This is a genomic window from Dactylosporangium siamense (assembly GCF_016862795.1).
Taxonomy (GTDB): Bacteria; Actinomycetota; Actinomycetes; order Mycobacteriales; family Micromonosporaceae; genus Dactylosporangium; species Dactylosporangium siamense.
In genome coordinates this window covers 36,705-48,938 of the sequence record NZ_BONQ01000111.1, presented here as the reverse complement: position 1 = coordinate 48,938, position 12,234 = coordinate 36,705, and the positions used below count along the sequence as shown (strand labels likewise).

General features: G+C 70.7%; 10 protein-coding genes. 4 read left to right on the top strand and 6 right to left on the bottom strand.

The features are described 5' to 3' along the window. Positions 1 to 98 precede the first annotated feature (98 nt). The gene (locus Dsi01nite_RS35715; protein ID WP_203850779.1) at positions 99 to 791 is read left to right on the top strand and encodes a hypothetical protein; all 693 of its coding nucleotides are present in this window, start codon (positions 99 to 101) and stop codon (positions 789 to 791) included. A 50-nt stretch (positions 792 to 841) separates the two neighbouring features. Here Dsi01nite_RS35715 and Dsi01nite_RS35710 read toward each other — a convergent pair whose 3' ends face one another. The 4 genes from Dsi01nite_RS35710 to Dsi01nite_RS35695 form a co-directional block, all read right to left on the bottom strand. Then, on the bottom strand, positions 842 to 1,753 hold the full coding sequence (locus Dsi01nite_RS35710; protein WP_203850778.1) for a M56 family metallopeptidase: 912 nt from the start codon (positions 1,751 to 1,753) through the stop codon (positions 842 to 844). Next, positions 1,750 to 2,157: a BlaI/MecI/CopY family transcriptional regulator gene (locus Dsi01nite_RS35705; protein ID WP_203850777.1), complete on the bottom strand. Its 408-nt coding sequence runs from the start codon at positions 2,155 to 2,157 to the stop codon at positions 1,750 to 1,752. The genes Dsi01nite_RS35710 and Dsi01nite_RS35705 overlap by 4 nt, the downstream gene beginning before the upstream one ends. A 62-nt stretch (positions 2,158 to 2,219) precedes the next feature. After that, positions 2,220 to 3,200, bottom strand: coding sequence for a ParB/RepB/Spo0J family partition protein (locus tag Dsi01nite_RS35700; protein WP_203850776.1), 981 nt, complete (start codon positions 3,198 to 3,200; stop codon positions 2,220 to 2,222). Positions 3,201 to 3,778: 578 nt separating this feature from the next. Beyond that, positions 3,779 to 6,613 carry a DEAD/DEAH box helicase gene (locus Dsi01nite_RS35695; protein ID WP_203850775.1) on the bottom strand — a complete coding sequence of 945 codons (2,835 nt, stop codon included), beginning with the start codon at positions 6,611 to 6,613 and terminating at the stop codon, positions 3,779 to 3,781. A gap of 199 nt (positions 6,614 to 6,812) precedes the next feature. Here Dsi01nite_RS35695 and Dsi01nite_RS35690 point away from each other — a divergent pair, with 199 nt between their 5' ends. Genes Dsi01nite_RS35690 through Dsi01nite_RS35680 form a run of 3 tightly spaced genes read left to right on the top strand, consistent with a single transcriptional unit; the run spans position 6,813 to position 9,940 of the window. Next, positions 6,813 to 7,838, top strand: a complete 1,026-nt coding sequence (locus Dsi01nite_RS35690) for a Bug family tripartite tricarboxylate transporter substrate binding protein (RefSeq protein WP_203850774.1) — start codon at positions 6,813 to 6,815, stop codon at positions 7,836 to 7,838. A gap of 18 nt (positions 7,839 to 7,856) precedes the next feature. Further along, the gene (locus tag Dsi01nite_RS35685) at positions 7,857 to 8,399 is read left to right on the top strand and encodes a tripartite tricarboxylate transporter TctB family protein (RefSeq protein WP_203850773.1); all 543 of its coding nucleotides are present in this window, start codon (positions 7,857 to 7,859) and stop codon (positions 8,397 to 8,399) included. After that, positions 8,396 to 9,940, top strand: a complete 1,545-nt coding sequence (locus tag Dsi01nite_RS35680; RefSeq protein ID WP_203850772.1) for a tripartite tricarboxylate transporter permease — start codon at positions 8,396 to 8,398, stop codon at positions 9,938 to 9,940. The genes Dsi01nite_RS35685 and Dsi01nite_RS35680 overlap by 4 nt, the downstream gene beginning before the upstream one ends. A 13-nt stretch (positions 9,941 to 9,953) precedes the next feature. Here the strand turns inward: Dsi01nite_RS35680 and Dsi01nite_RS35675 are convergent, their stop codons facing one another. Both Dsi01nite_RS35675 and Dsi01nite_RS35670 read right to left on the bottom strand, forming a co-directional pair. After that, a complete protein-coding gene (locus Dsi01nite_RS35675) occupies positions 9,954 to 10,631 on the bottom strand; it encodes a response regulator (RefSeq protein ID WP_203850771.1) in 678 nt (225 codons plus the stop codon). Further along, positions 10,628 to 12,190, bottom strand: a complete 1,563-nt coding sequence (locus Dsi01nite_RS35670; protein WP_239136408.1) for a sensor histidine kinase — start codon at positions 12,188 to 12,190, stop codon at positions 10,628 to 10,630. The genes Dsi01nite_RS35675 and Dsi01nite_RS35670 overlap by 4 nt, the downstream gene beginning before the upstream one ends. Positions 12,191 to 12,234: the final 44 nt, after the last annotated feature.

Sequence of the window (12,234 nt, the reverse complement as noted above, 5' to 3'; positions counted from 1 at the left end):
CCCGGCTCCTGCCGGACTACACCCACGGTAGGACCCGGCCGCCCGCAGATCCAGCCCACGGCCGGCGACGTGGCCGCCGCCGACCGGACATCCGATTCGTGCTCGACCGGATCGCGGACCTCGTCGCCGGAGCCAACCCGGACGCCGGGCACCGGCCGTTGCCGGCCGGGCTGCGCGCCGCTCTGGATCGCTCCTTCATGCTGATGACCGCCGAGTTCACGCGTGAAGCCGCAAAGTCGGGTTCTGTCCGGCTACCTTTGGGGGAAGTGGTCGTGCCGGGCCTGAGCGACCGTCAAGGTATGTCGTTGCGGATGCTTGCCGTCGCCGGGACCGCCCTGATCGCTCTGGCCGGGTGCGGTGGCGGTGATCCGCCCACCGAGCCGACCGGCAACAGCTCCACGTCCATGCTCGAGGCCGCGAAGTGCATGCGCGAGCACGGCTACCCCGGCTATCCCGACCCGGTTCGCTTCGACGACGGCCGATGGGGATTCCCGGACTCCGCGCCCGACGTGGACCCGCCCGAGGACTGCCGCAGACTGTTCATCAGGGGCAAGAACGAACAGGCCCCGAAACCCGACGCGAACGCCGCGTACCTGGCCCAGGCACGGAAGTTCGCCGAATGCATGCGGACGCACGGCGCACCAGGGTGGCCAGACCCCGACAGCGACGGATACTACGACCCGCCGGCCGCGCTGCTGGAGAAGAACAACGCCGACGTGCACCAGGCGCACGCCGCCTGCGACTCCCAGCAGCCGCCCGGCGGCGCGCTCACGAAGCCGCTGCCCGAGTGACGGCACCCGCCCCCTGGCATGGGGGCGGGAAGCTGGGCAGCCCGACGAGGTCAGTGTGTCGGCAGCCAGGCCAGGAACAGCTCAACGAACTCGTACAGCACCGCGGCGGCGACTGCGATCGAGGCTGCGGCCAGGATCACCGCGCCGAAGTCCGGCGCGCCACCGGGGCGCTGCCGGCCGGCATGCGGCTTCACGAGGGCTTCGACCCGACGCACCGTGCTGGACCCACCGAACCCGAGCGTGTGGCCGTCGCTGTGCGCCGCGAGGGCGACCTTCGCGACGGTCTGTGCCACCAGGCGGCGATCGGCGACAGCTCGGGCGGCGTCCTCGTCGGCGCTGCGTTCCGCGAGCAACCACACCGCCGACTCCACCGGGCGCAGCAGCGGGTTGACGGCTGCTGCGGCGGCGGCCAGCGCGGTCGTGCGATAGTGCCGATGGGACAGGTGGGCGCGCTCGTGCGCGAGGACCGCGGCCCGTTCACGCGGGTCCAGCAGGCGCAGCATGCCGCTGGTCACCAGGACATGGCCGCGACGGCCGTGACGCGGTGGGACGGCGACCGCTCGCGGGCTTTCCCAATCGACCACGAGGAGCCAGTCGCGTGCGGATCCGACCGCGTGCAGGTCGCTGGTGACCAGTCGCCGGCGGCGCAGTTCGGCGGCCAGCCGCCAGCCGATGAACGCCAGCAGCAGGGTGACGGCTATCGCGACGCCGTCCGGGATGGGCTCCGGCAGGATGTGGCCACGGCTGCGGGCCTGCCGCGAGTATGCGACGACTGCGGGAATGTCGTCGGCGAGCGTCGCGGCGACGAGGACGAGGCAGGCGGTCCCGCAGGCTGCGGTGACCACGGCCGCGGCCGCGAGGGCCCGGGCGGCCCGCTCCGGGCGGCGGGTGCGGGCGGAGAGTCTGGCCAGCGGCAGCAGCAGCACCGGCAGCAGCAGCGAAACGGGCACGAGCCAGGTCATGATGGGCCCGCATCAGGTGCTGCGGCGTCATCGTGGCCGGCATCGTCGTGCAGGAGTGTCCGTAGCACGTCGGCGTCGGCCGGATCGAGGTCGGCGGTGAACTGCTGCAGCACGGCCCGGCGGTCACCGGGACCGTCGAGCACGGCTCGCATCCGCCGTGCGGCCACGACGGGTTGGCCCTCGGCCGGGAAGTAGACGTGGCCGCGGCCACCGGTGAGCTTGATCCGACGGCGTGCCAGGCCCTTCTCCATGAGCCGGGTGAGGATCGTCTGCACGGTGTTGTACGCGAGGTCATCGCCGAGCAGTTGCTGGACCTCGGCCGGGCTCAACGGGGATGCCGCAGCCCATAGCACGGTCATGACGTCGGTCTCCAGAGCGCCCCAGGCTCGCCGTTCCGGACTCATCGACACACCTTAACTCCCACTGCAGTTGCGTGCGGTCGCCGCGCGCCCGTGCGGCACGTCGTTCACGCCGACTTGCGGGGTTGCCGCTGCAGTTCGTCGGCGATCTGCAGCCACTCGTCCGCGACTCGGCGGGCGACGTCGGCGAGGATGTATGTGGCGTGCGTCGGCACCTCGCCGGACACCTCCCGCCAATCCTCGACCCGCACCGCACGGGCCATCAGCCATCGCAGCAAGGTGCGTCCGGACTCGTTGAACCGCAGCGCCGGGTCGCGCTGCAGCCCCGCGAGGGCCTCGTCGATGCCGGGTGGTCGCGAGTCGGTGTGCTGCTGGCGGAAGTTGCGGCGCCGGTCCGGACCGGTGTCGGTGAACCGCCGGGCCGGCACCGGGTCCTCGCCACGGCGCAGCCGGTTGCGCACGTCCTGCGCCGTGGAGGGGGAGACACCGGACCTGCGGGCGATCTGGCGGAGTGACGCTTCCGGCTCGTTGCGGATGATCTCGGCGGCCTGGAGTCGGCCTTCCGCGTTGTCGACCGGGCGTCGACGGCCGTCGCGGCCGACGCGGGCCCGGATGCCCCGTGCGGCGTCGTCGGTCGCCTCGATCTTGCGGCGGATGCCGCCCACGGTGTTCGCGCCGAGCCCGACCGTGTCGGCGATCGACCGATCGGACCATACCGGGTTCTCGGTGATGATGCGCTCTGCGGCAAGCATCCTGTCGTGCAGCGACAACGGACGGCCGTGGGCGATGTTGGACCGTACCGCCAGGATGAAGGCCTCCTGGGTGGTGCCGTCGAAGAACCGGGCCTCGATCGTGGCGTCGCCGCGGAGCTGCGCGGCGCCGACGCGGTGCATGCCGTCGATCACCCGCATGGTGCCACGGTGCACGATGACCGGCGGAAGCGTGGTCGCGGACTCGGCCAGGACGCGTATGTGCTCGTCGTCCTCGCCGGATTGCCGTGGCGAGTCGGCCGGTTGCAAGGCGGTCAGCAGCACACGTTCAGTGCTGCCGTCCGGGTCAGGCGCGGTCGAGCCGTCATCGTCCTGCATGTGTTGCCCCCGTTTTGTGTTGCTCGACCGGCGCATGCCTGGTCAGACAGCCTCGGTGCCGCTGCCGAACGCGCAGGTCGCGCTCGATCGATAGGGGCCTCCGGGGTGCCCAGCATGGTCGTGCCGAATATCTGCTCCGCCTCATCACCGAAACGCGGTGCCGAACGCCGTTGCCGTCAAGGAAACACCCAGGAAGAGGTCGTCATCCTAGGGTGTTCAAACGTGATGCTCTCAATGCGCAACAGCCAATGTCAATAGATTGCACTACTCCTATGACTTCCTGCACCACATGGGGAGATAGGGCCAATCCTCTTACGTAATGTAGGAGTGGGCAATGCCGGCCGCCTCGATGTCATTTCCGCAGGTGACACGCATAACTGCGGAATGGTTGCACCAGATCGGCGCCGGTTGTGTTGCGTCTCAAGCCGGGCTGACACCCGACTGTTGAATACATGGTCGGCAATGATTTCCAGGATGCCGCCATTTTCCTCGAACTGCAAACGTGGACCGGACAAACGTCGACTTCATCGTCGAGCGGACCGGGAAGCTCTTGCCGCAGCCTGGGCCGCAGCCGGTTCTCAACTGCCGCCGAAGGGCTGAGCCGCACCGTTGTAGATGCCGAGCCATCCGGTCGCGTGATGGTCGCCGCGCCACGTGAAGACGGCGGCGTCAAGACCTGCCGCCTCGCTGGCGCTGGGACCGGCATCGCGCCGCCTGTCGGCGTGCGCATCAACCTGCGCGTCCGGGCCCGTTCCGTCGTCGTTGCCGAGGGCCGGCGGCTCGCAGGAGACCTCCCCGACGCCTCGCCTGATCGGCGCCGACCGATACCTGGAACCGCGCCAAACGGCCAGCACGCTGCCGGTCGGGCCGGTCGCACGCACGCTGTCGGCTGACAGCCGCACCGTGCCGGCAGAAGCACGGTCACGGCAGAGTTCCAGGTATTCGCTGTCGGTGAGCCGGCACAACGTCGGTCTGGCCTCCGATTGCCAGTCGGGTGCGGCGTGTCCACGCTCGCGCGCCGCCTGCCACAGCCGCGGAACAAGCTCCTGCGCGTGAGCCGGGGTTGCCATCTGCTCACACATCCACAGCAGCCTGCCACTACCGCGCTGCGGACGGCATCGGCGCCAGCGCACCCGTCGGCCGAGGTCCGCGGCGACGATCGCGATCCAAGGATGCACAGTGCCGAGCTGACCCTGGGCGGCCAGCCAGTGCAGATACCGCGGCGCCTCCTCCAACACCGGGTAGAGGGCCGCGTGGGGAACACCGGCGATGTCGGGGGCGTGTTCGCCGAACAGCTGTGGAGAGTTGGCAACCGCCAGCAGAGCAGCCCGGGCGAGGTCGCCACGGCGCAGGTTGGCCGGGTGCTGTGTCCCGTGCGTCGCCGGCAGCGCGCGTCGCCCCGCCGCCGCAGGGATGTCGTCGTATGCCACCCACCCGTCGGCGGCCAACAGGGCGGCCACCGCGGCCTTCGCATCGTCACCGACGTTCGCCTGCAGCATCTTCGGCACCGAGCCGGCCAGAGCGTCGACCAGCGTACGCTCGGCATCTGCCGCGTTGTCCGGCACGGGCGCGTCGTGGAGCGCGGTGCGCAGCAGATCCCCGACAGCTGTCGGCACCATCATCCGGCCGGTGAGCGCACCCAGGTCCGTGGCCGCCAGCGCCCGCTCCGGCCCCGGCGCACCCGCGCCCTGCAGCATCGCCGCCCGCACCAGAAACCCGACCGCCTCCGCCAACGGTGCACTGCTGCGGTTGTCCTGGTCCTGGTGGTAGGCCAACGTCTGGACCCACCAGCGTTCCGCCTGCGACACCGAGCTCACCGCGCCGCGCACCACCTCACCGAGGACGTGGTCGGCGAGATTGCCACGCATCTGCGACGCCACTCGGTGGCCCTGCACCAGACGGGCCTGCCAGGCGCTGCGCTCGTGCTCATCGGCGATGAGGAAGGCGTATCCACTCGCCTCGCCCACACCCACCCGGCCGGCCCGGCCGAACATCTGCTGAATGGTGGCTCCGTCGAAGCTGTCCAGGCCGACCTGGGTGTCACGAACCACGACCGCACGTGCGGGCAGATTCACACCTGCGGCAACGGTTGCCGTGGCGACCAGAATGTCGGTGCGTCGCTCGCGGAAGTCTCGCTCCGCCTCATGCCGGTGCGGCCAGCCGCTGTAGTGCAGTCCGACGCCTGCCGCTCGGCACACGACGTGAACTCGGTCGATGTCGTCCGGGTGAACGCCACCGACGTCCGCCCGCCGCCCGGCGGCGATGATCAAGGCGGTCCGACGCACGTTGCGTTTGCTGCCGCAGAACACCAGGACACTGCCACCGTCGGAACTGACCAGACGGGTGATCGCGGCGGTGAGGCGGGTACGGGCCGCCTCGGTCACGTTCCAGTCGGCGTGACCGGCAATCATCGGCAGTTGCCAGCTGAGTCGGCTGGCCCGCCACGTGATGTTGATCAGGCTGGCGTTCAGCCAGTCCGCGATCTCCTCCGCGTTCGCCACTGTTGCCGAAAGACCAACGAGACGCACCCGCGAGCCACTCTCCCGCAGCCTGGCCAGCAGCGCCTCGAGCGTCGACCCCCGCGACTCGTCGCCCAGCAGGTGCACCTCATCGACGATGAGGCAGCCGATCGGCTCCAGCGCGTCACGGAGCGACACGGTCCGCGACACCGCTTCGAACTTCTCAGTGGTGGACACCCACAGATCCGCCGCACGGAGCCGTTGCGCGTCAAGGACGTGCTCACCGGACAGTCGCTCCACCTTGAGCCCTCGCGCGCGCCAGCCCTCCAGCTCCCGATCAAGCTCGTCGGTCAACGACCGCTGCGGCACCAGCCACACCGCTCGGCGCTGGGCACCGAGGATCGCCTTGAGCGCGGCGACCATGCCGACGACAGTCTTTCCGGTGCCTGTCGGCGCGACGATGACGAGGTTGTTGTCGTCGGCCAGCACCGCCGGCATGATCTCTGCCTGCGCCGGATTCAGTGTCGGATGCTCGATGAAGCGCGCCCACTCCCGCGGCATCGCCTGCACCGCCGGCACCGCACCGGTGATCTGGGCGGTCCGCGGATCGCACTCCTGCCACATCAGATTGAAGGCGTCCATCGCCGCCTGCGCCGGTCGGCCGGAGCGGCGGGCGACGGTTCGCCGGGTCCCGCGCACCAGGCCGGTCGGGTAGGTCACGGCCTGCAGGACACCGTCCGGGCCATCCCGGACGAATTCGTGCTCAACCAGATAGGGCGTGTGCCGCACCTGCGCGCCGGCGCCGACCAGCTTGTCGGCAAGCACGTTGAACCGTGGATCTTCGGGCAGCAGCACCCGGACGTCTTGATCGGCGGAGAACTCGGGGATCGCGCTGTCAGCGTCGGCGATCTTCAGGTAGAGGCGCGGCCGACCCGGGTCATCACCGCGTTCCATGCGCCTCCGTTGCCGCTGGGTGCTCCGTCGAACGCAGTATGAACGGCGGGTACGACACTTTTCCACCGCGCGATCCGGTGACGCGGTGCGACCACAACGACCAATATGCCCGCAGCGTTCACAACCGTGACCTGGGTCACCCCGTGAGGCATGGTGCGTAACACGTTCGCCTCACCCACGTGACAGGAGCACAAACCTCATGTTGAAACGGAGCCTCGCGGTGGCGCTGCCGGCTGTGCTGCTGCTCGCCACCGGCTGCGCCAACCAGTCCGTCGGTGACTCCCCCGCCCCATCCGGTGCGGGGGCTGTGGCGTACCCGACCAAGACGCTGCAGATCATGGCGCCGGCCGGGGCCGGTGGTGGCTGGGACACCACAGCGCGTTCGATGCAGAAGGTGCTGCAGGACGCCGGCCTGCTCAACGGCCAGTCGGCGGAGGTCCGCAACGTCACCGGCGCCGCCGGCACGATCGGCCTCGCCGAGCTCGTGACCAGTCACCAGAAGGACCCTCACCAGCTCATGGTCACCGGCCTGGTCATGGTCGGCGGCGTGGTCACCAACAAGTCGCCGGTCGACCTCAGCAAGACGACGCCGATCGCGACCCTCACCGCCGAGTCCGAGGTCATCGTCGTTCGCAGCGACTCGAAGTACACGACGCTCAAGCAGCTCGTCGACGACGTCAAGGCCAACCCGACCGCGGTCAAGTGGGGCGGCGGCTCGGCCGGCGGCACCGACCAGATCCTGGTCGGGCTGCTCGCCAAGACGGCCGGTGCTGACGCCAAGACGGTCGCGAAGCAGTACGTGGCGTACTCCGGCGGCGGCGAGACCAAGGCGGCGCTGCTGTCCGGTGACGTGAGTGTCGCGGTGTCCGGCACCAGCGAGTTCGCCGACCTGGTCCAGTCCGGCAAGCTCCGCGCCCTCGCCGTGTCCAGCCCGAAGGGTGAGGACGCCGGCGCCGGCACGCCGGCGCCGAGCATCAAGGAGTCCGGCTACGACCTGGACCTGCTCAACTGGCGTGGTGTGGTGGCACCGCCCGGGCTCAGCGCCGGCGACCGGGCCGCCGTGCTCAAGCTCGTCGACGACCTGCACAAGTCGGCGCAGTGGAAGCAGGAGCTGACCGCCAAGAAGTGGCAGGACTTCTACAAGACCGGCGACGAGGCGGCCGCGTTCTACCAGGCCGAGAGCACCCGTATCAAGACGGTCCTGACCGAGATCGGCCTGGGCTGACCGCTCATGACCGCAGCGATGTCCCCTGATCCGGAGGTCACGCCCCCCGAGGCCTCCACCGTGGCGCCGGAGGTGGCCCCCTCCACCTCCGGCGCCACCGGGCCGCTCGCCGTCGGCGGCCTGCTGCTGGCCGTCGGCGCGGTCCTGCTGTGGCGGGCGGTCGCCGCCGGCGTCGACAGCGGCATCACGCTCGGCGGTCCGACGCTCGCGCCGATCGTGGTGACCGGCCTGTGGGTGGCGGTGGCGCTCTGGTACCTGCTCGAAGCCGTCCGCAAGCGCGCCGTGGCCACCGGCCAGCCGGCCGCGGTCGCCTGGCGCACCCCGGTGCTGCTGCTCGCGGCGCTCATCGGGTACGCGATCGTGCTCAAGTACACGGTGGTCGGTTACGTGCTGTCGACCGCCGTGTTCGTGCTCATCTCCGCCCGCCTGCTGAGCACCCGTCCGGTCCGTGCCGTCATCGTGCGCGATCTGGTGACGGCGGTCGGGCTGTCGCTGGGCATCTACCTGGTCTTCACCCGGTTGCTCGGGATCGTCCTGCCCGCCGGGGTGTTGCCGCTGTGAACTCGATCATGGATCTGCTGTCCGGGTTCGAGACGGTCCTCAGCCCGCAGAATCTGCTGTACGCGGCGATCGGCGTCACGATCGGCACCCTTGTCGGCGTGCTGCCCGGCATCGGGCCGGCGCTGACCATCGCGCTGCTCCTGCCGGTCGCGTTGCGCCTCGACGACCCGACCGGCACGCTGATCATGTTCGCCGGGATCTACGCCGGCGCCATGTACGGCGGTTCGACGACCTCGATCCTGCTCAACACCCCCGGCGAGTCCGCGTCGGTGGCGACGTCGATCGAGGGCTACCAGATGGCCCGGCGGGGTCGCGCCCGCTCGGCGCTCGCCACCGCCGCGATCGGGTCGTTCGTCGCCGGCACGGTCTCCACGGTGCTGCTCGCGTTCGTCGCCGCGCCGATGGCGAGCCTCGCGGTGACGTTCCGCGCGTCGGACTACTTCGCCCTCGCGGTGCTGGCGATGGTGACGGTCACCGCGATGGTCGGCGCGTCGCTGGTGCGGGGCCTGATGTCGTTGACGTTCGGGCTGTTCCTGGGCCTGATCGGGATCGACTCGCTCACCGGACAGGCCAGGTTCACCTTCGGGGTGCCGGAGCTGCTCGACGGCGTCGACATCGTCACCATCATCGTGGGACTGTTCGCGATCGGCGAGACGCTGTACCTCGCGTCCCGGCTCAAGACGCTGCCGGAAACGGTCGCGCCGCTGGAGCCCGCCGGGAAGGGGTTCGCCTGGCTCAGCCGGGAGGACTGGTCGCGATCGTGGCGACCGTGGCTGCGGGGCACCGCGCTCGGGTTCCCGTTCGGCGCGCTGCCGTCCGGGGGTGCCGAAATACCCACCTTCATGTCGTACACCTTGGAAAAACGACGATCGAAGCGCCCTGAGGAATGGGGCAACGGTGCGATCGAGGGTGTGGCGGGGCCGGAGGCGGCGAACAACGCCTCGTTCTCCGGCGTGCTGGTGCCGTTGCTCACGCTGGGTATCCCGACCTCCGCCACGGCCGCGGTGATGCTGGCCGCGTTCGGCTACTTCGATCTGTCCCCGGGCCCGCAGTTGTTCGAGAAGTCCCCGACCCTCGTGTGGGGGCTGATCGCGTCGCTGTTCATCGGCAACGTCATGCTCCTGGCGCTGAACCTGCCGATGATCCGGATCTGGGTGAAGGTGCTGCAGATCCCGCGGCCGCTGCTGTACACCGGCATCCTCGTGTTCGCCACGCTCGGCGTGTATGCGGTGTCCGGCAGCGTCGTCGACGTCCTCATCGCGTTCGCGATCGGTGTCGTCGCCGTGTTCATGCGCCACTTCGAGTTCCCGATCGCCCCGGTGATCCTCGGCGTCATCCTCGGGCCGATGATGGAGATCCAGTTCCGCCGGACGCTGCTGCTGTCCGACAACGACCTCACCGTCTTCGTCCGGCGTCCGCTGACCCTGGTCCTGCTGCTGCTCGCGGTCGCCGCGCTCGGGCTGCCGCACCTGCCTCGGCTGGTCGCCCGCGTCCGCGGCCGGGGGGACGCCCGCCGCCTGGCGTTCGGCGACGAGGACTGACATCGGTACGGGTTTACGAGGGCCGGCCGCGCCAGGCATACCGATGCTCGGGGCGGCCGGCCCCGCCGTAGCGCAGCCGCACCTCGGCCCTGCCGGACTGGACGAGGTGCTCGAGGTAGCGGCGGGTGCTGACCCGGGACAGCCCGGCGAGCGCGGCACACTCGGCCGCGGACAGGTCGGAGCCGCTGTCGCGCAGCACCGTGACCACCAGCTCCTCCGTCGCGGCGGCCAGCCCCTTCGGCAACGCCGCCGCGCGACCCGGCGGGGCGCCGAAGAGCCGATCGACGTCGGCCTGCGCCGGCCGGTGCGCCTCGGTCAGCCGCTGGACCGCCTCGGCGTACCGCTCCAGTCGTTCGCGCAACGTGTCGAAGCTGAACGGCTTGATGACGTAGTGCACGACGCCGCCACGCAACGCGACCCGGATCGTGTCGGCGTCCTGGGCCGCGGTGATCGCCAGCACGTCCACGGTGCTGGCCGCCTGCCGCAACCGGTGCAGCACCTCCAGACCGGACAGGTCCGGCAGGTAGATGTCCAGCAGCACCAGGTCGGGGCGGAGCCGCTCGACCGCGTCGAGGGCGGCCGCGCCCGTGTGGACGGTGCCGACCACCGTGAACCCCGGCACCCGCTCCACGAAGCTGTGATGGATACGGGCCACCATGAAGTCGTCGTCGACCACCACGACCCGGATCATCCGACCTCCCGGTGACCGTCGACGGGCAGGCGCGCGGTGAACGTCGAGCCCTCAACCGTGATCGTGCCGCCCCTGGCCGCACAGACCCGGCTGATCAGCGCGAGCCCGAGCCCCCGATGACCGTCGCCGCTCTTGGTGGTGAACCCGCGACCGAAGACCTCCTCGGCGTGCTCGCTGGCCACGCCGGCGCCCGAGTCGGCCACCGTCACGGCGATCTCGGCGCCGAGGTCCCGCACGGACACGCTGACCCAGCCGCCGGCCTGGACCGCGTCGACGGCGTTGTCGACGAGGTTGCCGGTCACCGTGACCAGGTCCGCGGCGAGCCGGTCGGCGGCCGGCCGGGGCATCGCCGTGTCGGCGCTGATCCTCAGGTCGACGTGCTGCTCCGACGCCACGCTTGCCTTCGCGATGAGCAGCGCTGCCAGTGCCGGGTCCGCGATCCGCGACTGCACCTCGTGGGTCAACGCCTCCTGGGTCTGGCCGGCCTGGAGGATGAACGTGACCGCCTCGTCGTACTGGCCCAGCTGCACCAGCCCGGAGATGGTGTGCAGCCGGTTGGTGAACTCGTGCGCCTGCGCCCGCAACGTGTCGGTGGCGCGGCGGCTCAGGTCGAGTTCGCGCTCCAGCGAGGTCAGCTCGGTCCGGTCGCGCAGCGTGGTCACCGAGCCGGCCGCATGGCCCCGGACCAGCACCGGCATGCGGTTGAACACCAGCACCCGCGCGTCGTGGACCACCACGTGGTCCGGCTCGTCGGAGCCGGCGGTGAGCAGCGCCACCACGTCCTCGGCCACGCTCAGCGTGCGCAGCGGCCGGCCGGTCACCTCACCGGAAAGCCCGAGCAGGCGCAGCGCCTCGTCGTTGGCGAGGGTCACCCGCCCGGCCGAGTCCAGGCCGATGAGGCCCTCCTTGATGCCGTGCAGCATCGCCTCACGGTGCTCGACCAGGCCGGCGATCTCGACCGGCTCCAGGCCCAGCGTCTGGCGCTTGATCCGCCGTGACAGCAGCATCGAACCGGCGATGCCCAGCACGGAGCCGAGCAGCAGGTAGGTCAGCAGGTCCGGGGTCGCGGTCGCGAGCAGCGCCGGCCACGACGGGTAGGTCTTGCCGACCACGACCACGCCGAGGACCTTGCCGTCGGCGGGGTCGAGCACCGGGGCGAGGGCGACCAGCGCCCGCCCGTCGTGCTCCACGACGCCGACCCAGGCCCGTCCGTCCGCGCCCCCGCCCGCGCCGAGCCCGGCGGGCTGCCCCCGCCGCGGCCCGGTGAGCAGCACGCCGTGGGCGTCGGTCAGCTCGACGAACGACACCCCGGACACGCTGCGGGCGGTCTCCGCACCGGCGGCGAGGGACTCGTGCCAGATGGTGGTGCGCAGGCCGGCCCGGATGATGTCGGTGGCGGCGAGGTTCTCCGCGGTCGAGCGGAGCTTGGCGCCCTGCTCCCGGCGGAAGGCCGCGTCCGCCTCGGCCACGGACACCGCCGCGACGGCCCCGACCACGAGCAGCACGATGCCGAGTTGGAGCACGAGAAACTGCCGGGCCAGGGAGAACTGCCAGCGCACAGGTCTCCTCCTTGCTGCGACACCGCCGGGCGGGGCGGTTGTCT